This is a genomic window from Arthrobacter sunyaminii (genome assembly GCF_018866305.1).
In the GTDB taxonomy this organism is placed as follows: domain Bacteria; phylum Actinomycetota; class Actinomycetes; order Actinomycetales; family Micrococcaceae; genus Arthrobacter_B; species Arthrobacter_B sunyaminii.
On sequence record NZ_CP076456.1, the window covers coordinates 1,630,630 to 1,653,934 of the forward strand.

The window sequence follows — 23,305 nt, forward strand, 5'->3', positions numbered from 1 at the left end:
ACGGCTGTTCCTCCACCGCAGGGAAAACGGCGTCCGGCACTCGCATTCGTCCACAACGCAGGCCCCTTCGTTCCCTGTCCGGCGTCCGAACAGGGAACCTCGGACCATGACGAACTCACGCAGCCGGCGGCCCAGGGATCCGTTTCCCGTCAGCGGACCGGCGGACATCCTGGCCTACATTCCGCACAGCCTCGGTTTTACTCCGAAGGAATCGCTGGTCCTCATGACCGTGGACTCCTCCAGATTAGGTGCAACACTGCGTCTGGACCTGCCGGCTTCAGCACTGGATTACTCGGAGTTTGCGGCCAAGGTCAGTGGCATTCTCCGCTCTGATGTTTGCGCAAACGGCGTGCTGATGGCCCTTTATACGGACCGGGCATGGAAACGGCCGGATGCTCCTCCCTACCGAAGGCTCATCCATCAGCTCAGCCGGTGCCTTACCGGCAACGGGCTGCCCATCCGGGACGGGTGGGTAATCTCCTCCACTGCCTGGCGGGAGTATTTCTGTTCAGATAGCGGCTGTTGTCCCTGGCCGGGCCGCCCGCTGCAGGACATCACCAACAGCACGCTGAGTGCGGAAATGGTGTACCGCGGCAGCGCCTACGCGCCAACACTGGAGCAGGCCGTGGCTCTGGATCTTCCCGAGCCCTGGGGCGAACCCGGTGCGGTTGCTGCCGTACACCGTGCCGCTTACGGGCGCCGGCTGGCGGGACACTGGTGCGGATCTTCGCAGTTCGCAGGAACCCTGGATGTCTGGGAGACGGTGATTGAGGGTTCGGAGGCGGCGGCGGGGCAGGCGGGGCTGGCAGGCGAGGGTAATCCGGCGGGGCCCGAAACCACCCGGGGCCGGTACCAGGGAGGTTCCGGTGAGCCGCTCTCTGGTGAACCCGCACCCTCTGGTGAACCCGCACGGGGATTTGCGCTGCTGCGGACGGACCCGGAGACAGCAGGCTTCCTCCTGGCCAGCCTGCGTGCCCGGCCGGTGCGGGACACTCTCCTGGTGATGGCGGCTCTGGGGAAAGACCAGGCACTTGCAGGGGCCGAAGCCTGCCGCCTCCTTTCGGTGGATGGCGCTCGCCCCCTATTGCCGCCGTCCCCGGACGCGGCTGCGCAGACGGATGGCCGGGACACGTCAGGCGCCGGGGCATCCCGCCGTGGATCCGGACAGGCACCCGGCAGAGGGGGGAGAGTCATTGCGGGGTCATCCCATGAGCTGCCCCGCAAGCGCCCCCAAGACGCGGGACGAGACTACCGTGATGTGCTGGTGGGCCAATATCCACAGTCACCGCGGTGGGGTGCCATGGACGCGGCATTCGCTGTTTTTGCTGAACTCCTGGCGGCCGATGCCGCGGACGGCGAAGAGGATAGGGAAGCTTCTTCAGCCCTGCTGAGTCTGATGGGCTGGATCGAATGGGCCCGGGGGAGGGGGTCCAGGGCGCAGGTGCTCCTGACCCGTTGTTTGGAATCGAATCCCGGCTACCGGCTCGCGGAGCTGCTCGAAGAACTGCTGGCCACCGGCGTATTCCCGGTATGGGCGACAAACCAGGGGACGGCTTGGAAGGCAGCGGAGCGCTCTCCGGGTGCTGCCCGGAGATAAGGCGGGGCGTTGCTTGTTGGCTGTGCTCCGGCAGCAAGGCTCACCCGATAGCTGGGGGAGCCCCTGCGCCGTGCATCCGTACAGCCGGGCAAAGGGGCCGGTCATGCTGTCGGCAGCAGGAAATCATGAGACAATGGGAACCGAGACCCGGTCGGGTTCGTGTATCAAGTGTCGCTTCTTGTTCCCAAGGACTGTTGTACAGGGAACAGAAACCACGGCAGATGTGTTCTTCATGAGAGCACCGCTGCTGGTGGGATCGCTTGAAAACAAGCACGGACTTGACAGGGTCATAGTGGTGTTGCCCCCAATGGCGATTCCACAGCCCGCCGTATGAAAGGTTTTCTGTGTCGCCGAGAAAGACAACTGCAGTCGAAGAGACTGACACTGCAAGCAAGCGCACTGCCGTAGACGAAGCCCAGGCTCCGATAGATGCCGCCGCCGGCGATAAGACCGCGGTAAAGACCGTCCGCAAGGCCGCAGCGCGCAAGCCAGCTGCTGCCAAGTCAGCTACCGCTGCAGCCGGCCGCAAGACCCCCGCCAAATCAGCCAAGGCCGCAAAGGCCGCCGCCGCAGCGGAAGAGGAAGAGTCGCACAGCGACGCGGATCCCGCTGAGCCGGAGACTGATGCTGCAGACGCTCCGGAAGCAGCGCCTACAGGCTCGGGCTTTGTCTACTCAGATGCCGACGATGATGACGCCCCTGCCCAGCAGGTTGTCTCCGCCGGCGCAACAGCGGATCCGGTCAAGGACTACCTGAAGCAGATCGGCAAGGTTGCCCTGCTGAATGCTGAGCAGGAAGTGGATCTCGCCCTTCGCATCGAAGCCGGCCTCTTCGCTGAAGAGAAGCTCGCAGCGGATCCCAACATGGACCCCAAGCTCAAGCGGGAGCTTGAGTTCATCGTTCACGACGGCAAGCGTGCCAAGAACCACCTGCTGGAAGCCAACCTCCGCCTCGTGGTCTCGCTGGCCAAGCGCTACACCGGCCGCGGCATGCTGTTCCTGGACCTCATCCAGGAAGGAAACCTGGGCCTGATCCGCGCAGTCGAGAAGTTCGACTACACCAAGGGCTTCAAGTTCTCCACGTACGCCACCTGGTGGATCCGCCAGGCCATTACCCGCGCGATGGCCGACCAGGCCCGCACCATTCGCATCCCGGTGCACATGGTCGAGGTCATCAACAAGTTGGCCCGCGTGCAGCGCCAGATGCTTCAGGACCTGGGCCGCGAGCCCGCGCCGGAAGAACTGGCCCTCGAGCTGGACATGACCCCTGAAAAGGTTGTGGAAGTGCAGAAGTACGGCCGCGAGCCGATCTCCCTGCACACCCCGCTCGGTGAAGACGGCGACTCCGAATTCGGCGACCTCATTGAGGACTCCGAGGCCGTGGTTCCGGCTGATGCCGTGAGCTTCACCCTGCTGCAGGAGCAGCTGCACTCGGTGCTGGACACTCTCTCCGAGCGTGAAGCCGGCGTGGTGGCGATGCGCTTCGGTCTGACCGACGGCCAGCCCAAGACACTGGATGAGATTGGAAAGGTTTACGGGGTTACCCGTGAGCGGATCCGCCAGATCGAGTCCAAGACCATGTCGAAGCTGCGCCACCCGTCCCGTTCCCAGGTTCTGCGCGACTACCTGGACTAATCAAGCCAAATACCAGAACGCCCCCGATCCGCCGAAGCGGGCCGGGGGCGTTCTGCATTTAGCCTGAATCTGCCGGTACCGGATGCACTCATGGAAAAGGCTCCTCCCGCCGGGCGGGAGGAGCCTTCCAAGCTGTACGCGCTGCCGGGGTTTGCCGGCTGCGTCTGAAGTGCGGTCTAGTCTGCGGGGACTGCTTCTGCCTTCTTCATCAGACGGGACGTTTCATCCTGCCATTCCGAGGTCAGGGGGCGAAGGTTTGCCTCCACCGCCCGTGCATGGTGTCCGCAGAAGAGCAGCTCCCCACCCGAGGATTCAAGTACCGCACGTACGTACGCCTGCGCGCCGCAGCGGTCGCAGCGGTCCAGCGTATTCAGTTCACGAGTAGCTACTGCTGCTGTCATGAAAGCCTCCTTGGGGGTGTTGATACTTCATATAACCATCTTTACGCGCCGGTTCTTCGCGCATTGGCGGGTCTTTCGCTCTGCGCGTACCAATCTCATGTCCTCTTGTGAGGAAATTCACCGATGCTGAGTCGCTGGCGGACAGTGTCACCGGCGGGCCTTAACCTTGGTAGTAGCCCGGTTTAATCCGGGTACGCAGCTGGATCGGCGATCTGCCGGCCAACGGTTTCAAAGCCTGAGGAGTTTCAAACACGTGGCGCCCCCGAACACTGAGTACAACGCCCGCCACCTTTCCGTCCTGGAAGGGCTCGAAGCTGTGCGGAAGCGTCCCGGCATGTACATCGGGTCCACCGATTCCCGCGGGCTCATGCACTGTCTCTGGGAGATCATCGACAACTCCGTGGACGAGGCCCTGGCCGGCTACGGCCAGAGCATCAAGGTCATCCTGCACCCGGACGGCTCCGTGGAGATCCATGATGACGGCCGAGGCATCCCGGTGGACATCGAGCCCAAGACCGGCCTGTCCGGTGTGGAAGTGGTCTTCACGAAGCTTCATGCCGGAGGCAAGTTCGGCGGCGGTTCCTACGCCGCCTCCGGAGGCCTGCACGGTGTCGGCGCTTCGGTGGTCAACGCCTTGTCCGCCCGTCTCGACGTGCAGGTGGACCGCGCCGGCAAGGTTTACCAGATGAACTTCCGGCGCGGCGAGCCCGGCCATTTTGCTGACACCGGCAAGTCTCCGAGCCCCGATGCCAAGTTCTCTCCCTTCCTGGAAAGTTCGAAACTTGAGGTGGTGGGCAAGGCCAAGCGCGGCGTGACCGGAACCCGGATCCGCTATTGGGCGGACCGCCAGATCTTCACCCCGGACGCCAAATTCTCCTACACGGAACTGCAGGCCCGGGCCCGCCAGACATCTTTCCTGGTTCCCGGACTGAGGATTACCCTGCGCGACGAGCGCCGCCTGCCCGGAACCCCCGGCGAGGCCGGCCCGGTGGAGGAAGTCTTCCAGCACGACGGCGGCATCACGGAGTTTGTGGAATACCTGGCAGCGGACGCACCGGTCACCGACATCTGGCGCCTGCAGGGCAGCGGCAAGTTCAAGGAATCAGTTCCCGTACTGGATGATTCCGGGCACAGCAAAATCGCCGAGGTGGAGCGGGAATGCGAGGTCGATATCGCGCTGCGCTGGGGCATCGGCTACGAAACGAATATCCGCAGCTTCGTGAACATCATTGCTACGCCCAAGGGCGGAACTCACCAGGCCGGGTTTGAGCAGGCCCTGCTGAAGACCTTCCGCAAGGTCATCGAGGCCAACGCCCGCAAGCTCAAGGCCGGCAACGACAAGATCGAGAAGGATGATGTCTTCGCCGGGCTGACTGCCGTCCTGACGGTGCGGCTTGCCGAGCCGCAGTTCGAAGGACAGACCAAGGAAATCCTTGGCACGTCTGCGGTCCGCGCCATCGTCGCCAAGGTGGTGGACAAGGAAATTACGGCGCGGCTGAATTCCAGCGCCCGGCAGGACAAGGCACAGTCGGCCCTGCTGCTGGAAAAGGTCGTTTCGGAGATGAAATCCCGCATCTCCGCCCGCGTGCACAAGGAAACCCAGCGCCGGAAGAACGCCCTGGAAACCTCCTCCATGCCGGCGAAGCTGGCGGATTGCCGGATTGATGACAGTGAGCGTTCGGAACTGTTCATTGTCGAAGGTGACAGCGCGCTGGGCACGGCCAAACTTGCCCGGTCTTCGGACTACCAGGCGCTGCTGCCAATCCGCGGCAAGATCCTGAACGTGCAGAAGGCCTCCGTTGCGGACATGCTCTCCAACGCCGAGTGCGCGGCCCTGATCCAGGTGGTGGGGGCAGGATCCGGACGGAGTTTCCAGCTGGACGCCGCACGTTACGGCAAGGTCATTTTCATGACCGACGCCGACGTCGACGGAGCACACATCCGCACCCTGCTGTTGACCCTGTTCTTCCGCTATATGCGGCCTCTGGTCGAGGCCGGCCGCGTATACGCCGCCGTTCCGCCGCTGCACCGCGTGGAGGTCATCAACCACGGGTCCAAGGCCAACGAGATGATCTACACCTACTCGGAAAAGGAGCTGCACCAGCTGCTGGCCAAGCTGCAGAAGGAAGGCAAGAACTACAAGGAGCCCATCCAGCGGTACAAAGGTCTGGGTGAGATGGATGCTGACCAGCTGGCGGAAACCACCATGGATCCGCGGCACCGGACACTCCGCCGCGTGCGCATCGACCAGGCAGCCGACGCCGAACGCGCGTTTGAGCTGCTGATGGGCAGTGAGGTGGCTCCGCGCAAGGACTTCATCATTGCGGGAGCGGCCATGCTGGACCGCGACCGCATCGACGCATAAGCGCCGTCGGCTCCCCGGGGCGGGCTGCGGAACCAGCCTCCCCCGGCTCAGAGCCCGGGCTGCCGCCTAGACGATGCCCGGCGCCACCAGCAGCGTGGTGGGAACGGCAAGCAGCAGGCCGGACAGAATGAGCACCGCGGCCCGCTGCCAGGCCGGCAGCGGCGGCAGGGGCGTCAGCAACCTGCTCAGCCGGTGAACCGTGCCGATTTTCTCCGGCTCGTCGGGGCTGCCCAGCAGCGGCGTGCCCCGAATCTCGGCAACGGCCAGGTTTTCCGCAGGCGCCGCGCCGCCGGTTCCCACAATCGCCACGGCCCGAATCAATGTCCCCGGCTGCACCGTGCGCAATGCTTCGTCATCAGCCAGCATCTCGATGAGCTCGTTGACGGACTGTTGGGCCAACTGGGAGGTGGGCAGCCACGGCAGGGCGGCGCGCCAGGCGGCAAACGCCCACAGCAGCAAATGGTGGTGCTGGGCGAGATGGGCCTTCTCGTGGATAAGGACGGCGGAGAGCTCATCATCCGAGAGCATCTCGAGAAGCCCGTCCGAAAGGACAGTGACCGACCGTGCGCCCCCCGGAAGGCAGTACGCCACCGGTACGGGGTGGTTGATGACCAGGGTGGCCGGACGGGTGTCTGAAGGGGAACTCAGCAGGGACAGCATGTCCCGGTGCCTGCGCCGGCCGCGGCGGATCCGGTAATAGGTCAGCAGGAGGGTGAAGATCAGGTGGGCACTGAGCAACACTGCGGCACTGAGCGCAAAGACATGCACCAGGCCCAGCGTGGTGGCTGGCTCGCGGTGCACCAGGATGCCCCAGAGGCTGCGCAGCGCATCAATCAGGTTGTTGCCAAGGGGCTCAAGGCCCCAGGTCAGCATGGCGCCGATCATCGACAGGCCGCCGGCCAGAGCGATGGCCTGCCACAGCACCATCGCAGTGAACGGGGACCGGGCCGGCCATTTGGCGCGCGAAAGGGCAATAGGAACAGGCCACGCCAGCACGAGGGCAAGCGCGGCCAACAGATACGAGGCCCAAAACATCGCGGCGGAGAGGAGTAGCCGCTACCCGGTCAGACGCCGCCGAGCAGGCGGCGGAGGGTTTCCGCCTCGGTCGCCGAGACGGAGCCGACAAAGCGGGCCAGCACGGCCTCGCGGTCATTTACTGAACCAAGGACTTCATGCATCAGCTCAGCTGTATGTTCGGCCTTGGACGTAATGGCGCGGTACCGGTGCGGGCGGATGTTGCGCTCACGCTCCACCAGTCCCTTTTTTTCCAGCCGGGAGAGGACCGTGAGGATGGTGGTGACCGCAAGGCCCCTGCCGTCTCCGGTGCCCGCGGCAGGGTTGGCCTGAGCCAGCAGTTCACGCAGTTCGTTTGCCGTGGCGGCCTCCGGTGACTCCCAGAGGAGGTCCATTGTTGCCCGTTCCAACTCACCGAGGGTAGCCATCTGTGTTCCTGTCCTTCAGCATTAATAGTCTCGAACCTCCGCCGGAGCCTGTTCATTCCGGTCAATACCCCGCAGGGAAGAGGTCCGGTTCTCCAATCTACAGGTTTTTTGTGATCGGTTCTACATCGCGTAGAAATCTTTTTCGAACTCATCTACGATCAGAAACAGAATGATCTTCTACGCTCTGTAGAAATCTGGTTCGACTGAAGGAATCCTCCCGTGGAAGCACTCGATATTGCCCGTTGGCAGTTCGGCATCACCACCGTCTACCACTTCCTCATGGTGCCGCTGACGATCGGCCTGGGGCTGGTAGTGGCAACCCTGCAGACCATGTGGGTCCGCACGGGCAAAGACGAATACCTGCGCATGACCAAGTTCTGGGGAAAGCTCTTCCTCATCAACTTCATCATGGGCATAGCAACCGGTCTGGTTCAGGAATTCCAGTTCGGCATGGCTTGGAGTGAGTACAGCCGCTTCGTGGGCGACGTGTTCGGCGCCCCGCTGGCGCTGGAATCTCTGCTGGCCTTCTTCACCGAGTCCGTGTTCCTGGGACTGTGGATCTTCGGCTGGGGAAGATTGTCCAAAAAGCTGCACCTGGCCTGCCTGTGGATTGCAGTGCTGGCTTCGGTTCTGTCCGCCTACTTCATCCTGGCTGCGAACTCCTGGATGCAGCACCCCGTCGGTGTGGAAATGGTGGACGGCCGCCCCGTGCTCAATGACATCTGGGCCGTCCTGACCAACAACACCCTGCTGGTGGCCTTCCCGCACCAGATCACTGCCGCTCTCTCGGTGGCCGGCGGATTCCTGCTCGGCATTGCCTGGTACCACTTGTGGAAGCGGCGCCGCGACGGCATTGACACCGTCAACGAGGACGGCACCGTGAACATCGGTGAGCGGCCGGAAACCGGCCGCGACAAGGCAGATCACAGCGTCTGGATCAAGTCGCTGCGCATCGGGGCAGTGGTGGCCATGGTGTCCTTCGCAGGCACCGCGATTACCGGCGACCTGCAGGGCAAGCTCATGTTCGACCAGCAGCCCATGAAAATGGCAGCGGCCGAGGCCGCCTGCCACGACGGAACGTCCTTCTCGATCCTCTCGGTCGGCGACGTAGGCGCCAAGAACTGCGACGATGTCAAGGCCGTGATCGAAGTTCCCGGCCTGCTGTCCTTCCTGGCCAACAACAACTTCGACACTGAGGTCAAGGGCGTCAACACCCTGATCCCGGAGTATCAGGAGGCCTACGGCACGCACATCCCGGATGATCCCAAGTACGGTGCGCAGGCCGGCACCGAGATTGACTACCTGCCGGTCATGTCCGTCACCTACTGGGGCTTCCGCATCATGATCGGGTTCGGCGGCATTGCGGCCGCTGCGGCTGCTTTCGCTCTGTGGATCACCCGCAAGGGCACGGTCCCGCAGTCCAAGTGGCTGATGCGCCTGGCCGTGTTCGGCATCCTGGCCCCCTTTGGCGCCAACAGCGCAGGCTGGATCTTCACCGAGATGGGACGCCAGCCCTTTGTGGTCGCACCCAACCCGAGCTTCACCGGCATCGACCAGGTGTTTATGTTCACCGCGGCGGCGGTCTCACCCGGTGTCTCCAGGGCCGAGATGATCTTCTCCCTGGCCTGCTTCGCGCTGGTCTACCTGGCGCTGCTGGTGGTGGAAGTGCGGCTGCTGTTCAAGTTCACCCGCGGCGGCGTTCCGTCCGCCATGCCGGAGCTGCTCAGCAGCAGCGGGCACGACGGCGGTTCCTCCGGCGGCATGGATTCCGCCGGCGGTGACGACGGCAGCGGCAGCGACGGCAGCGACACCGGCGGCTCCGGCGGAACCGGAGCCAAGACCAAGCAGCCCGATGACGTCCTCGGCTTTGCCTACTAAGCGATCTGGAGCACAGAAGTGATTTCGCTACCCACCCTTTGGTTCATTGTGCTGGCCTTCCTCTGGACCGGCTATCTCTTCCTGGAGGGCTTCGATCTCGGCGTCGGCATGCTCATGAAGCTGATGGGCCGCAGTGAGAAGGACCGCCGGGTCATGCTGAACACCATCGGACCTGTCTGGGACGGCAACGAGGTGTGGCTGATTACTGCCGGCGCCATGACGTTTGCCACCTTCCCGCTCTGGTACGCGGCGCTCTTCTCGGCGCTGTACATCCCGCTCGTGCTGGTCCTGCTGGGACTGATCTTCCGGGCGGTCTCCATCGAGTACCGCGGCAAGCACAACGACGACCGCTGGCGCAGCCGCTGGGACTGGGCCATGGCCCTGGGCTCCTTCGTCTCCGCCTTCGGTGTGGGCGCTGCCCTGGCACTGACCACCACCGGGCTGCCGCTGAATGAGAACGGCGACCGGGTGGGCGGAGCGTTCGCCTGGTTCAACGGCTATGCCGTCCTGGGCGGATTCGCCGTCGTTGCCTTCTGCCTGGTCCACGCCTGTGCCTTCCTGGCACTGAAGTCCCGCGGCGACATTGAAATGCGCGCCAGGCGCGCCGTCGTTCGCTGGCTGCCCCTGGGTGTTCTTCCGATGGCCGCCTGGGCGATTGTGGTGCAGCAGCAGAACGGCAAGGCGCTGACCCTGATTCCGCTGGTCATCGCGGTGGCGGCCGTGGTGCTCGCCTGGGCCGCGGCGCGGCGCGGCAGGGAAGGCTGGAGCTTCATCTGGATCGGCCTGTTCCTGGTGGCGGGCGTGTTCACGATCTTCGCCTCGCTCTACCCGAACGTGCTGCCCTCCACCCTGAACCCTGAGTGGAGCCTGACCGTGAACAACGCGTCCTCCTCCGATTACACGCTGACCGTTATCTCCTGGGTCTCCCTCTTCGGCCTGCCCCTGGTGGTGCTCTACCAGGGCTGGACCTACTGGGTCTTCCGCAAGCGCATCACCGCTGACTCCATCCCCGCTGCCCACTCGGTGACCGCTCAGTGAAACCGGTGCTTCCGGTCAGTGCCGCCAGCCGGCGGGCACTGTACCTGCTCGGCCTGCTGGCCGCCATTAAGGCGGCGGGCCTGGTGCTCCTCGCCACGGGTGTGGCTGCCGGAGTGGCCGGGCTTGCCGCCGGCGGTCCCGACTGGCGCTGGGTGTTCGCCAACGGCATCGCCGGAGCGGTGCTGCGCTCACTGGCGGTATGGGGCACCGAGACGGTATCCCAGCGCGCTGCGGCAGGAGTTAAAGAAGAGCTGCGTGCGTCCCTGACCAAGCGCGCGCTCGACGACGGCGGCAACGTTCCCGGCATGGGGTCCGGCGCGCTGAGCGTGCTGATCACCCGGGGACTGGACGGACTGGACAACTACTACGCCAAGTACCTGCCCGCCCTGGTGACCTGCGCCGTCGTACCCCTGCTGGTGGGCCTGCGCATCCTCTCCGCGGACTGGCTCAGCGCGGTGGTGGTGGTCCTGACCGTACCGCTGGTTCCGGTGTTCATGATCCTGATCGGCCTGCACACCGGAGACAAGACCGCCGCCGCAGTGGATGCGCTCAACCGGCTCTCGGACAACATGCTGGAGCTGGCCAAGGGACTGCCCGTGCTCGTCGGCCTGGGGCGCGCGAAGGCCCAGACCAGGGCATTGCGCGATGTAGCCGAGAACTACCGCATCCGCACACTGGAAACCCTTCGAATCGCGTTCCTGTCCGCGCTGGCACTGGAACTGATTGCCACCATCTCGGTGGCACTGGTGGCCGTAGTGATCGGCGTACGCCTGGTCAACGGTTCCATGTCCCTGGAACTGGGCCTGCTCGCCCTGATCCTGGCTCCGGAGTGTTATCAGCCGCTGCGTGACCTGGGCACGGCCCACCACGCCAGCGAAGACGGGCTGGAGGCACTCAAGCGCACCAACGCCGTGCTCGATGCCCCGGCCGCCGCTCCGCTCGTGCCGGTGGCTGCTACCGGCGCGGGTGCCGGCACGTCCTCCGGTCCGCAAACATTGTCCGGACCTCCGCTGTCTGTCGTTGGGCTGACCATCCGGTATGCCGGCCGGCCCCGGCCGGCGGTGTCCGGCCTCAGCTTCGAGGTGCCCGCCGGCAGCATCGCAGCCCTCACCGGATCCAGCGGAAGCGGCAAGACATCCGTCCTGGAAACCCTCGCCGGACTGCGCCGCAACGGCGGCGACACCTCGCTGGAAGGTTCCGTAACCGGCGTCGACCGCGCCGGCATTGCCTGGATCCCGCAGCATCCGGTGCTGGTGGAAGACACCGCCGCGGAAGAGATCGCCCTCTACTCCGGCCTCGGACCGGGGGAGGAAGGGCGGCAGGCTGCGGCAAGCGCGCTCGCCGCTATCGGCGCACTGCACCTGCTGGAAACCCGCACCGCGGACCTGAGCCCCGGCGAGCAGCGCCGCGTGGCCGTTGCCCGCGCACTGGCCCGCGTTGCCTGCCAGCCGCAGGTGCGCGTGCTGCTGGCGGATGAACCCACGGCTCATCTGGACGCGGCCAGCGCCGCCGCGGTCATCGGTGCCCTGAAGAACCTGCGCGGAACCGTCACTGTCCTGCTGGTAGCCCACGACCGGGCAGCCGCGGCCATTGCCGACACACTGATTCCCGTGGATATCGGGTTGCCCGGTGAAACCGGCTTTGCCGCCGCACATCTGCCGGCTGCATCCCCGCAGGCAGCCGCCCCGGCCCTGCCGGCCGGCACAGCCCCGGGTTTCCCCGCTGACGGCGGTGCTGGGCCCGGCGCAGAACACACCGATGTGCGCTGGCAGGACGAGCTTGCGGAGACCGAATCCCATCCCGTGCATCAGCCGCTGTGGAAGAACCTGCTGGTGCTGCGGCCCTGGAGCCCCCAGTTCCTGCTGGCCCTGCTCCTGGGTACCGGGGCGACCCTCTTCGCGGTGTCCCTCACGTCGCTGTCCGGCTGGCTGATTGTCCGGGCCAACGAACAGCCGCCGATCATGCTGCTGCTCACCGCCATTGTTGGGGTGCGGTTCTTCGGCATCGGCCGCGCCGTGCTGCGCTACCTCGAGCGGCTGCGCCTGCACGACGCCGTCTTTCGCGCCACCAACGCCATCCGCATCCGTCTGTGGAACGGACTGCTGCAGCGGCCTGAGGGATGGCGGCGGCTGGCCCGCGGCGGAGGAGCGCTGGAACGGCTGGTGGGGGATGTCGATGAGCTGCGGGACATCGCACCGCGCGTTGTCTTTGCACCGCTGACCGGCTTCTTCACCGCCGTCGCCGCGTGTATCGCCACAGGTCTGCTGTTGCCCGAAGCGCTGGGCGTGCAGATCCTGGTGTGCGTGGTGGGCCTGGTGATTGCACCGCTTGTGGCCGTGGGTGCCGACGCCGCAGCCCGCGCCGCAACCGTGCGGCTGCAGTCGCGGTCCATGGCGGCCATGGCGCGGTTGCTTGACGCAGCATCGGATCTGGAAGCCAACAGCAGCGCCGCACCGGTGTTTGCCCGCCAGCGCGAACTCGATGCACGGGCCTCGGCCGCAGTGCGCCGCAGCGCATGGGCGCAGGGCCTGGCCAATGCGCTCACCGCCCTGGCCTGCTCGCTGGGGGCCCTCTACGTGCTGACCGTGGCCGGGAACATCCCGGCGACGGTGGCCGCCGTCGTCGTGCTGATGCAGCTGGCGCTGATCGAAGCCTTCGTGGCCGTCAACGGCTCCATTCAGCAGTTCTTCGCCTGGCGGACCCTGGGCGACAAGGTGCTGCCGGACCTGGGAACCGACACCGTGGAGCCGGACCCGGATTCCGCGGACGGAGCGCCGGTCCCCGCTGTGGACACCGTTGAGCTGCGCGGCATCAGCTACACCTATCCAGGTGAAGAGACCCCGGTGTTCGAGGACCTGGACCTGGACCTGCGCCGGGGCAGCTGGCTGGCCGTGACCGGTCCCTCCGGCAGCGGGAAGTCAACCCTGCTCGGTGTCCTGCTGGGCTTCCTCACCCCGCAGGAGGGATCTTTCCTCATCAACGGCCGGGCCGCTGCGACATTGCCGCCGGCTGCACGGCGGATGGCCTGGTGCCCGCAGGAAGCCCACTTGTTCGATTCCACCCTGCGCGGCAACCTGCTGCTGGCCCGCGACCGGCGGCTCGCACCCACGGAGGCGGAGATGGTTGCGGCCCTTCACGCCGTCGGCCTGGGTCCGTTCCTCGCCGGGCTTCCGGAGGGACTGGACACCCGTGTGGGCGGCGGAGGACACTTCCTGTCCGGCGGGCAGCGTCAGCGCCTTGCCGTGGCGCGCGCGCTGCTGACGGAAGCCGACGTCGTGCTCCTGGACGAGCCCACGGCCCACCTGGACGCGGAAGCGGGTGAGCAGCTGATGGCCGATTTGGCGGCGGGGCTGCGCGGCAAATCAGTGGTGGTAGTGACCCACAACCCTGCCGATGCCGCCTGGTGTCAGCGCCGAATTGTGCTGGGACAGCCGGTATGTGCCGCGTCACACTCCTAGGAAGTCCCCGGCGCACGTGTCATAGGGTGGAAAAATGAGCATTTCAACACCTCCGGAAATCCCCGGCCCCGTTACGGGCCTGCGCTGGCGTGCCATCACGGCCGAAGACGTTGATGCCTGGCTGGAGCTGGTCCGGCGCATCGCTGCAGCGGACAAGCCGGGATATGTCCAACAGCGTGCGGACCTCGAACACGTTTTGGCGGCCAGTGCGGACAACCCGGCCCGGGACACCCTGCTGGGACTTGACCGCAACGGCGTCCCGCGGGCTTACGGATACCTGGTCCGGACCGAAGGGTCGGACAAAATCCACGGTGCCGGGGGAGTGGACCCGCAGTGGCGCAGGCGCGGCGTCGGCACTGCCCTGCTGCGCTGGCAGCAGCAGCGTGCCCGTGAACGGCTCCTGGAAACCGGACATGAAAAGGGTCTGCTGCGTTTTATGGCAGAGGAGGACAACGCCTCGCATGTAGCTCTGTTCCATGCCGCCAATGCGTCAGTGGTGCGCTACTTTACGGAGATGAGCCGACCGCTCGACGCGGATATCCCGGACACCAAGCTGCCGGACGGCCTGGAATATGTGACCTTCAACGAGGATATTTCCGAAGCACTGCGCGTTGCGCACAATGAAGTGTTCCAGGATCACTGGGGCAGTGAGGAGCGGGATCCCGAGCGCTGGCAGCACAACGTGGAACACCCGCATTTCCGTGCGGACTGGACCTTTGTGGTCATGGATACTGCCGCCGGGGAAATTGCCGGCTACAACATCGCCTCCTTTGATCCGGAGGGCGAAAAGCTCAACGGCTACAGCGAGGGCTACACCGAGCTGCTGGGTGTGCGCCGCAGCTACCGGGGCCTGGGACTGGCGCCGGCCATGCTGGGCGAAGCGATGCGCCGGTACAAGGCGTCGGGCATGGAGCGTGCCGGCCTGGGCGTGGACACGGAAAATCCGTCCGGTGCCCTGGGGCTTTACGAAAGCCTGGGCTATACGCCCACCTTCCGCGAGGTGTTCTTTGACCTGCACGTGCTTCCCTAGGACGCAACAATACCTGCGGCCCACCCGGGTGCCGTCCCGCCCTGCGGGGGACTGATGCCGGCGGCGTCCAATCCTGCTTCCTGCAGCAGCCAGGAAGTGAGGGAGTTGGAGTTCCACATATCCGTGGAACCGTTGATCCGGCGCCCCCAGATATGGGACGGCACAGCCGCAGCACGCGCCAGCAGTCCGGCCGCTGCGGCATCGGTGAGCGGAAAGACCACCGGGCTCGCCACAGCGTACTGCCGGTCGGGGAGTACTCCCTGGGGCCAGCAGCGGACCTCGTAGCGAAACAGCCGGAAGCGTCCCAAAAAGCGCAGACCCACCGGCCCGCTGGCCACTACGCCCCGTGACGGATTGCGCTGCCCCCAGGCCGGAGCCATCTCGATGACCCACTCCCCGGTGGTTCGAACCACTATGAGGGCGCTGTGAAACAAGGGCTGCTCGGGCCGGTGCTCCATGAGAGCGTGGAAGCGTTCCCACCACCTGCTGGTATGGACGACGACGTGCCCGCCGGCGCCAACCGGCAGCCACCACAGCTGAACCGCGGCGTCGTTCATCCCTAAGCCTCGGGGGCAGTCCCGGGCGGCTCTGTGCCGGGTGCCCGCAGCACCCAGATGGACTGGGCAGCGGGAAGGCCCAGTTCCAGCTGTTCCCCGCCCACTGTCACCGTCAGGGTTCCGGCGTAGGCCTGGCGCGAGAGCACGCGGACCTGCACGTCCAAATGCAGTCCCAGCCCGGCCAGATACCGCAGCAGCTCCGGGTCGTTGTCCGAAACCCGGGCGATGGTTACCACGCTCCCGGGCTCGCAGCTGCTGAGCCGGACGGCGGCCAGCGGCGGAAAGCTGCCGTCCCGCGTTGGAATGGGATCTCCGTGTGGATCACGGACGGGGTAACCAAGCCTCCGGTCCAGGGCATTCACCATCTTGTCGGAGACCGCGTGTTCCAAATGCTCGGCTTCGTCGTGGACCTCGTCCCAGCCGTAGTTCAGGTATTCCACGAGGAACGTCTCGATCAGCCGGTGCCGGCGCACCATCGCAACCGCTTCGCGGGTTCCCGCCTCCGTCAGGGCGATGGATCCGTAGCGTGCGTGGGTCAGCAATCCCTGGGCCGTCAGCTTTTTCACGGCTTCGGAGACCGACGACGGCGAATTTCCCACATGCGCCGACAGTGCGGAAATCGTTACCGGTTCGTCGGTCCATTCCTGAGCGGTCCAGATGACCTTGAGATAGTCCTCGGATGCGGCTGAAAGCGAATTGGTACCCACCCCTTTACCTTACGTGTTGCGGTCCGGATCGGCGGGCGGCACCTGCCGCGGGTCAGTCTTCACGCGTACCCGGTGCACCGTTCACTCCGCGCCGGGGTTCCCGGCTCACAATTCCTTCATATCCAAGGCGAAGCGGAACCGGACGTCATTGAGTTCGAGTCTGGCGAGGGCAGTGTTGACGTCCCGTGCCGGCAGTACTTCCACATCTGCGGTGATTCCATGGCGGCTGCAGAAATCGAGCATGGCCTGTGTCCCGGCGATCCCGCCGCTGCCGGCAGAGGCAATACTCTTTCTGCCGATGAGCAACGCCAATGGATCGAACTCCATGGATCCGAGCGCGCCGAGTGCGCAGAGCGTTCCGTCAAGGCCGAGGGCGCGAAGATAAGGGGTGAGGTCGTGAGGAGCGGAGGCCGTGTCAAGAATGAGGTCAAAGCGGTTTGACTGGGCCTGCATAGCGGCTGGATCTTTCGATACGACAACCTCATCGGCCCCCAGTTGTTTGGCGCCGGAGGCTTTTTCCCGGGATGTGGTGAACAGGACGACGTGGGCGCCGAGTGCGTGGGCGAACTTCACGGCGAGGTGCCCCAGGCCTCCGAGGCCAACGATTCCTACGGTCATGCCTGGTCCTGCGTTCCAGCGGACAAGGGGCTCCCATACCGTGATCCCGGCGCACATGAGCGGGGCGACTCCAGCGGGGTCGAGGTTTTCGGGGAGCGGATAGACGAACTTTTCAGTGGCAATGTATTCGCGAGCGAATCCGCCCTGGGTTGTGGACCCGTCAATCCGATCGGTGCCGCCGTACGTCAGAGTGGGGAATTGCTCGCAGTAGTTCTCCTGGCCGGCGGTGCACATGGTGCAACTGCCGCATGAATCCACGATATTGCCGACTGCAACTGAATCCCCAAGACGGAACCTGGTAACGTCCGGTCCTGTTTCCGTGACAGTGCCGACGAATTCGTGGCCTGCCACCAGTGGCTTGTTTCCGGGGCGGTGTATCTCGTTGAGGTCGGAGTGACAGACCCCGCAGAAGGTCACATCGATGGCGACGTCGTTGCTGCGGAGGTCCCGCCGTTGAATGGTCTCGACTGCCAGGGGCTGGTTGGCTGCAGTAGCGGTGAGTGCCGTGGTTTTCCGCATGGGAATCTTCTTTCCGGTGGGAACTGCTGTTGGCGGGCGTCTCAAAAACAAACTGGTTAGTTACTTGATTCGGCGACACTACGCCGTGTGCGGAAAAAAGACAACCAACTAGTTTGTTAGGGTGGATGGATGAAGCCAGGAGACGCTACCCGCGAACGCCTACTTGCTGCCGCAAGCGAGGAGTTCGCGGCATACGGGATTGCCGGCGCCCGGGTGGACAGGATCGCGGCCAACGCTCAGGCGAACAAGGCCCAGCTCTACGCGTTCTACGGCAGCAAGGAGGCCTTGTTTGAAAGAGTCTTCAGTACAGCCCTTGACGGCATCGTCAATGCCGTTCCGATAGACGGAAAAGATCTTCCGGGATATGCGGTGCGGCTTTACAACGAATATCTCGAGCACCCCGAACTGGTCCGCTTGGCGACCTGGGCCCGCCTGGAGCGGCGTCCGGCCGGGCACCTGACTGCCGACGCTGACCGGCTCGATTCGGACAAGCTCGCCAATATCGCAGACGCCCAGAACGCCGGCTATATCGACAAGTACTTCACCCCGTTCGAGGTGCTGACTACGGTTATCGCAATCTCAATGACCTGGTCTCCTGCCAGCACAACGTTCACTGCGACGTCGGCCGACGCACCCGCCGAACATCAACGCCGACGCGACGTATTAACCAGAATCGTCCACAGAACCTTCGCGCCGGCAAACGTAGCTGGAGCCGGCCGGGGCGGATCAGCGGTGCGCTAGAGCGCTACAACCGTTTCGATCTGCGCTTTCGGTCCAGCCGTTCATGCACCTGCCAGAATTCCTCCATGGGCAGAGGGCGGCCCTGGAGCAGATGTTCGAGGTAGAACAGATGTGTCTGCCAACCGGAAAGATAGCCGGGGGCCTCGTCTTCGAGCCCCTCATGAATTAAGTCCAGTTGTGTGGCACCGCCCTCCGGTGCCAACTCGATGCGCAGTTGCGACAGGGGTTCATCGGGGAACTCCCAGGTCAAGGCCAGCCATGCCTCCGGCCCGCAGCCCAGAATCTCGCTGGTGCAGGAATAGTCCTCGGCGTGCCGGATGGTTACCACGGCTCCAACAGTCATTTCTCCGGTGGTCACGGTTCCTATCCAGTGCGGAAGCGCGTCCGGAGAAGTCAGTCCCCACCAAACGCGGTCCGAGGCTGCCGGCAGGGACCAACACACGGAGACGCGCCCGGCCACGGCATCGATCGATCGGCTGGTCAGAGGCATGGCCGGAGCCTAACTCACGCCGTCCCGGCGCACCAGCGTCCACGCGTCGCCGTGCTGTGCGCGGTGCCAGTACTGCCGGGGTCTGTCAATTTCACGGACAGCATCGGTCAACCAGATGGTCCGGTCCGGATCCCAGCCTGCGATCATGGAAGCCCATTCTTCATCGATGTGTTGCACCCGCCCCGCTGTGCTGAGATATCCCAGGATGCTCAGGTGAACGGCGTCCCATTCCCCGGCTACCCGCTCCCAGTCCGGGATCAGCCATCGGCCGTCCCGTCCCGTGACCTGGAACCAGACGTTGCGGCGGGACGCCGTCACCTCCAGCGGGAATTTGCGGCATAGGGCTGTCCAATCGTCCCCGGTTCGTATTTCATATGTCCTGCCGGCGCCGCGGACTGCAATGGTGGTGGCGTCCTCCCATCCCAGGGGATCCTCGATGAGGTTCAGTCCGGCGGGGATCCTGCCGACCGTGCCGACAAGCCCCGGAGGGATGGACCACCAGTCACCCGACATGTTCGAGTCCAAGCCGTAGGCATTTGCCCTCCACCGCCCCTCATCGGCACGTATGTTCCGCCCCCACTGTGCCAATTTCGGTTGGGGAGCCCGGTCCAGCGGCGCCGGATCATCGGGGCCGCGCCAGTCGATGGCCCACTGCTCCATCCGGCGGGCCTCCGTGCTCCGCTGCATCGAGGGCGTGGCCATCACCCGGGCGGCAAGAGGAACGAGTGCTTTCCTGATGATTGGCATCGACGCCAGAACATCCTCGCCCTCCGGAGGCTGCCAATACCGGGCAGCGTCCACTGAGCGCTCAAGGGCCGGCTGAACCAACTCGTCGGTAACGCAGGACAGATCAAGGGTGGCAAGGCGGGCAGCCAGATCACCGGACGAGCCAACGGCAGGCGGGCGCGCGTCGTCGTCATTGGTTTCCTCGGGCGTCATCAGGCCGAACAGCATCCGGGAGGTTCCCTTTCCGGGATCGAGCTCGTACCCCAGCCGAGACACAGAAAGGCTGACGTCCGGATTCAGTTCCATCGCGAGCTCGAGGCACAGACGGCGGCCCCGGGGGCCGGCGAGGAGCGGTTGGGTCTCGGCGTTCATCGGCTTATCCTTGCACGAGCGTTACGCTGCCTCCATGACCGCCCTGATCTCGCATACGTCCTTTGACAGTCTCGATCCGTTCGCCCAGTCAGTGTTCTGGCGCGGAGTGCTCGGTTTCCATGACGATCCGGACGATCCCAACGACCCGAACCATCCCGGCGACGAGGAGTGCATGATCGCCTCCGACGACGGCTTCCAGCGCCTGCTGTTCATCAAGGTCCCGGATGGCAAGCAGGTCAAAAACCGCGTGCATCTGGACCTAAGGCCCGCCGAAGGCACCCGGGACCGGGAACTTGAGCGCCTGCTGGCACTGGGGGCCCGGGAAGTTGCGGATCGGCGTATGGCCGATGGGACGGGATGGGTGGTGCTCGCCGATCCGGAGGGCAATGAGTTCTGCATCCTGCGCAGCGATGCCGAGCGGGAGCAGGCACTTTGACACCCTGCAACATGTGCTCCGAGGTGCTCTGACGCCGTGTCCAGATACCCCCTAGGAGTACTTGACGCCATACCCTATGGGGGTATATGTTCGTTGCAGATCGAATTCTAGGAGCGGACATGAGCACAACCCAGGAACAGGCCCCGGGTGGCCTCGCTGATCAGGACCATTCCGGCGCCCACGGGTACGCCACGGACAAAGAGGCCTACCTCAAGCGGCTCCGGCGCATCGAGGGCCAGGTGCGGGGAATTGCCCGCATGGTGGAGGAGGACAAGTACTGCATCGATATCCTCACCCAGGTTGCTGCCATCAACAAGGCACTGCATGCGGTGAGCCTGGGCCTCGTCAAGGACCACATGTCCCACTGCGTGGTGGGGGCAGCCCGCGAGGCGGACGCCACCGGCAACCCCGAACTGGTGCAGGCCAAGGTGCAGGAAGCCACCGACGCCATCGGCCGCCTCCTGCGCTGAGCTGCGCTGTCCGCCCGCTCCACATATCTCCCTTTACGGAAAGAGGATCCACCGCATGGAAACCACACTGAACATCTCCGGAATGACCTGCGGCCACTGTGTCGCATCCGTTACTGAAGAACTCGAAGCGATCGACGGCGTCGACAATGTCAGCGTCGATCTCAACGCCGGCGGCATTTCGACCGCCGTCGTCACCTCCAGCCGCACGCTTTCCCCTGTTGAACTCGGTGAAGCAGTGGCAGAGGCGGGCTACCTCGTGGTGGAACCCTCCGCCTAGTCTCGCCGGATCCACCCGGCAGCCGATGCGCGACCTGCGATCCGCGCCGCACAGCACTTCCCGGAAGGACAGCACTCCCATGAGCACCGACAACCTGCTCCGGCAACCGCACCCGCGGATCATCGACCTTAAAGTTGAGGGCATGACGTGTGCCTCGTGCGTCGGCCGGGTGGAGCGGAAACTCGGAAAAATCGAGGGCGTCGAAGCCACGGTCAATCTCCCGCTGGAATCCGCACGGGTCAGCGTCCCGGACGGGGTAACCGACGAGCAGATCCTGCAGGCCGTGGATTCGGCCGGCTACAAAGCACACCTGGTGCGGCCCGCCGGAGCTTCCCGTGCCAGCGGCGGAACGCGGGATACGGCAGCGCACGACGGCGGGGCCGGGCATTCCGGGGCAGGCGACCGCTCCGGATCCGCGCATGCCGGCCACGAAACCTCCGGCATGGACCACTCCGGCGAGGACCACATGGAGCACGGCGGAACTGCCGCTGCCCTGCGGCCGCGGCTCATCCTGGCCGCGGTGCTGACGGTTCCGGTGTTTCTGGTTTCCATGATCCCGGCTCTGCAATTCAACAACTGGGGCTGGTTCGCCGCCCTGCTGACGCTGCCGGTGGTGACCTGGTCCGCGTGGCCCTTCCACCGGGCCGCAGCCATCAACGCGCGGCACCTCGCCTCCACCATGGACACGCTGGTGTCCCTGGGCGTGATCGCTTCCTACCTCTTCTCGCTGGGAACCCTCCTGGCGGATCCGTCGCTCACAGCCCACGCCGGCATGACGGATATGCAGGGCATGGCCGACGGCGGACATGCCAACCTCTACTTCGAAGTTGCCGCCGTCGTCGTCACCTTCCTGCTGCTGGGCCGGTATCTGGAAGCCAACGCCAAGGCCCGCGCCGGTGACGCGCTGAAAGCACTCCTGAGCCTGGGTGCCAAAGATGCCACAGTGCTGCGCGACGGTGCCGAGGTCCGGGTACCGGCGCAGGACCTGGTTGCGGGTGACGTCATCGTCGTCCGCCCGGGTGAGAAGATCGCCACTGACGGCATCGTCACCGACGGACACTCGGCTGTGGACGCCTCGCTGATCACCGGCGAATCCGTTCCGGTTGAAGTGGGTCCGGGGGATTCCGTTACCGGTGCCACCGTCAACACCTCCGGGCGGCTGCTGGTTACCGCCACCCGGGTGGGCAGCGAAACTACCCTGGCCCAGATGGGACGCCTGGTCAGCGACGCACAGTCCGGCAAGGCACCGATTGCGCGCCTGGCGGACCGGATCAGCGCCGTTTTTGTTCCCATTGTTCTGGGTGTAGCTGTCCTCACCTTTGTGCTGTGGATGGTTATCAGCGGAGATCTCCAGGCCGCGTTTACAGCCGCCGTCGCTGTCCTGGTCATTGCCTGCCCGTGCGCACTGGGTCTGGCCACGCCCGTTGGCCTGCTCACGGGCACCGGACGCGGCGCCCAGCTGGGCATTCTGATCAAGGGTCCGCAGGTGCTCGAAGACACCCGGACCGTGGACACCATCGTGCTGGACAAGACCGGAACGGTCACCGACGGACGGCTGTCGGTGGTGCGCACACTCACCCTGGAGCCGACCTTTGATGACGCGGAGCTGCTGCAGTTGGCGGGCTCCGTGGAGGCGGCGGGGGAGCACCCCATCGCCGTCGCCATAGCCGCTGCGGCGCAGGAGGCGGTGACTGGCGGCGCACTGACTCCGGTGACCGGGTTCGACTCTGCCCCGGGCGGCGGTGTCCGCGGAACCGTCAACGGCCGTGCCGTTGTCGCCGGGCGCCCCGGCTGGCTGGAGGAAAACGGCGTGGTCCTGTCTGAGGATGTCCGGACGTGGCTGCGGGCCGAGCAGGAAGCCGGATCCACCGCCGTCCTGGTGGCCGTTGACGGCCGCGCCGCCGGCATCATCAGCCTGCGGGACAACATCAAGCCCGGCTCCGTGGCCGCCATTGCGCGGTTGCGGGCTCTGGGACTGCGGCCCGTGCTGCTTACCGGCGACAACGCCGTGGTGGCTGCCCGGGTAGCTGACGCCGTAGGCATTGCGCCGGAAGATGTGCTGGCCGATGTCCGGCCCGAGGGCAAAGTGGAGGCCGTCAAGCGGTTCCAGGCTGAAGGTGCCACCGTGGCGATGGCTGGTGACGGCGTGAATGATGCTCCGGCCCTCGCACAGGCTGACCTGGGCATCGCGATGGGCTCCGGCACCGACGTCGCCATTGAAGCGGCGGACCTGACCGTAATGGGCAACGATCTGGGCCAGGTGGCCACCGCCATCGAGCTCTCCCGTCGCACGCTGGGCACCATCAAGACCAACCTCTTCTGGGCCTTTTTCTACAACGCCGTCGGCATTCCGGTGGCCGCCCTGGGCCTGCTGAATCCAATGATCGCCGGTGCCGCCATGGCCGCCAGCTCCGTGCTCGTGGTGGGCAACTCGCTGCGGCTGCGCAATTTCGGCAAGCAGCATGCATAGGCGCCGCGTCCCTCTGCGGGGTTGGTGAACGGGAGCTCCGCCACGGCGGCTGTCCCGAAAGTTCGGGGCAGCCGCCGGA

Annotated in this window: 20 protein-coding genes; 12 read left to right on the top strand and 8 right to left on the bottom strand. The window is 65.2% G+C overall.

The features are described from left to right. The first annotated feature begins 106 nt into the window (after window positions 1-106). Window positions 107-1,597, top strand: a complete 1,491-nt coding sequence (locus tag KG104_RS07145) for a DUF4192 domain-containing protein (RefSeq protein ID WP_207346569.1) — start codon at window positions 107-109, stop codon at window positions 1,595-1,597. A 344-nt stretch (window positions 1,598-1,941) separates the two neighbouring features. Further along, the gene (locus tag KG104_RS07150; RefSeq protein WP_104054644.1) at window positions 1,942-3,231 is read left to right on the top strand and encodes an RNA polymerase sigma factor; all 1,290 of its coding nucleotides are present in this window, start codon (window positions 1,942-1,944) and stop codon (window positions 3,229-3,231) included. Between the two features lie 176 nt (window positions 3,232-3,407). Here KG104_RS07150 and KG104_RS07155 read toward each other — a convergent pair whose 3' ends face one another. Next, the gene (locus KG104_RS07155; protein WP_104054643.1) at window positions 3,408-3,632 is read right to left on the bottom strand and encodes a DUF7455 domain-containing protein; all 225 of its coding nucleotides are present in this window, start codon (window positions 3,630-3,632) and stop codon (window positions 3,408-3,410) included. Between the two features lie 253 nt (window positions 3,633-3,885). Here KG104_RS07155 and KG104_RS07160 point away from each other — a divergent pair, with 253 nt between their 5' ends. After that, window positions 3,886-5,997, top strand: a complete 2,112-nt coding sequence (locus KG104_RS07160; protein ID WP_104054642.1) for a DNA gyrase/topoisomerase IV subunit B — start codon at window positions 3,886-3,888, stop codon at window positions 5,995-5,997. A gap of 66 nt (window positions 5,998-6,063) precedes the next feature. On the opposite strand, the gene KG104_RS07165 is transcribed toward KG104_RS07160, so the two are convergent. Next, window positions 6,064-7,032, bottom strand: a complete 969-nt coding sequence (locus KG104_RS07165) for a M56 family metallopeptidase (RefSeq protein ID WP_207346570.1) — start codon at window positions 7,030-7,032, stop codon at window positions 6,064-6,066. A gap of 29 nt (window positions 7,033-7,061) precedes the next feature. After that, a complete protein-coding gene (locus KG104_RS07170) occupies window positions 7,062-7,439 on the bottom strand; it encodes a BlaI/MecI/CopY family transcriptional regulator (protein ID WP_104054640.1) in 378 nt (125 codons plus the stop codon). 219 nt (window positions 7,440-7,658) lie between these two features. Here KG104_RS07170 and KG104_RS07175 point away from each other — a divergent pair, with 219 nt between their 5' ends. Genes KG104_RS07175 through KG104_RS07190 form a run of 4 tightly spaced genes read left to right on the top strand, consistent with a single transcriptional unit; the run spans window position 7,659 to window position 14,843 of the window. Next, the gene (locus KG104_RS07175; protein ID WP_104054639.1) at window positions 7,659-9,317 is read left to right on the top strand and encodes a cytochrome ubiquinol oxidase subunit I; all 1,659 of its coding nucleotides are present in this window, start codon (window positions 7,659-7,661) and stop codon (window positions 9,315-9,317) included. Window positions 9,318-9,335: 18 nt separating this feature from the next. After that, on the top strand, window positions 9,336-10,355 hold the full coding sequence (gene cydB, locus KG104_RS07180) for a cytochrome d ubiquinol oxidase subunit II (protein WP_207346571.1): 1,020 nt from the start codon (window positions 9,336-9,338) through the stop codon (window positions 10,353-10,355). After that, entirely contained in the window at window positions 10,352-13,813 is a 3,462-nt protein-coding gene (cydD, locus tag KG104_RS07185) for a thiol reductant ABC exporter subunit CydD (protein ID WP_207346572.1), read from the top strand. Before cydB ends, cydD begins: the two co-directional genes overlap by 4 nt. A gap of 34 nt (window positions 13,814-13,847) precedes the next feature. Next, window positions 13,848-14,843 (top strand): GNAT family N-acetyltransferase, encoded by a 996-nt coding sequence (locus KG104_RS07190; protein ID WP_237686794.1) that lies wholly within the window; start codon window positions 13,848-13,850, stop codon window positions 14,841-14,843. On the opposite strand, the gene KG104_RS07195 is transcribed toward KG104_RS07190, so the two are convergent. From KG104_RS07195 to KG104_RS07205, 3 genes are all read right to left on the bottom strand, one after another. Next, window positions 14,840-15,400: a hypothetical protein gene (locus tag KG104_RS07195; RefSeq protein WP_207346573.1), complete on the bottom strand. Its 561-nt coding sequence runs from the start codon at window positions 15,398-15,400 to the stop codon at window positions 14,840-14,842. The two genes, KG104_RS07190 and KG104_RS07195, sit on opposite strands and share 4 nt — an antisense overlap. Window positions 15,401-15,402: 2 nt before the next feature. Next, a complete protein-coding gene (locus KG104_RS07200; protein ID WP_207346574.1) occupies window positions 15,403-16,107 on the bottom strand; it encodes a metal-dependent transcriptional regulator in 705 nt (234 codons plus the stop codon). 105 nt (window positions 16,108-16,212) lie between these two features. Then, window positions 16,213-17,244, bottom strand: a complete 1,032-nt coding sequence (locus tag KG104_RS07205) for an NAD(P)-dependent alcohol dehydrogenase (protein ID WP_207346575.1) — start codon at window positions 17,242-17,244, stop codon at window positions 16,213-16,215. 129 nt (window positions 17,245-17,373) lie between these two features. Between KG104_RS07205 and KG104_RS07210 the strand changes: the two genes are divergently transcribed. Continuing rightward, window positions 17,374-17,985 carry a TetR/AcrR family transcriptional regulator gene (locus KG104_RS07210; protein ID WP_207346576.1) on the top strand — a complete coding sequence of 204 codons (612 nt, stop codon included), beginning with the start codon at window positions 17,374-17,376 and terminating at the stop codon, window positions 17,983-17,985. A gap of 4 nt (window positions 17,986-17,989) precedes the next feature. Here the strand turns inward: KG104_RS07210 and KG104_RS07215 are convergent, their stop codons facing one another. Then, entirely contained in the window at window positions 17,990-18,475 is a 486-nt protein-coding gene (locus KG104_RS07215) for an SRPBCC domain-containing protein (RefSeq protein WP_207346577.1), read from the bottom strand. 9 nt (window positions 18,476-18,484) lie between these two features. Then, window positions 18,485-19,573 carry a hypothetical protein gene (locus KG104_RS07220; protein WP_207346578.1) on the bottom strand — a complete coding sequence of 363 codons (1,089 nt, stop codon included), beginning with the start codon at window positions 19,571-19,573 and terminating at the stop codon, window positions 18,485-18,487. Between the two features lie 34 nt (window positions 19,574-19,607). Between KG104_RS07220 and KG104_RS07225 the strand changes: the two genes are divergently transcribed. From KG104_RS07225 to KG104_RS07240, 4 genes are all read left to right on the top strand, one after another. Then, complete coding sequence (locus tag KG104_RS07225) at window positions 19,608-20,009, top strand: VOC family protein (RefSeq protein WP_207346579.1); 402 nt, start codon at window positions 19,608-19,610, stop codon at window positions 20,007-20,009. Window positions 20,010-20,128: 119 nt separating this feature from the next. Next, entirely contained in the window at window positions 20,129-20,479 is a 351-nt protein-coding gene (locus tag KG104_RS07230) for a metal-sensitive transcriptional regulator (protein ID WP_104054631.1), read from the top strand. Window positions 20,480-20,534: 55 nt separating this feature from the next. Continuing rightward, the gene (locus KG104_RS07235; RefSeq protein WP_104054630.1) at window positions 20,535-20,756 is read left to right on the top strand and encodes a heavy-metal-associated domain-containing protein; all 222 of its coding nucleotides are present in this window, start codon (window positions 20,535-20,537) and stop codon (window positions 20,754-20,756) included. A 79-nt stretch (window positions 20,757-20,835) separates the two neighbouring features. Beyond that, the gene (locus KG104_RS07240) at window positions 20,836-23,226 is read left to right on the top strand and encodes a heavy metal translocating P-type ATPase (protein ID WP_207346580.1); all 2,391 of its coding nucleotides are present in this window, start codon (window positions 20,836-20,838) and stop codon (window positions 23,224-23,226) included. Window positions 23,227-23,305 lie beyond the last annotated feature (79 nt).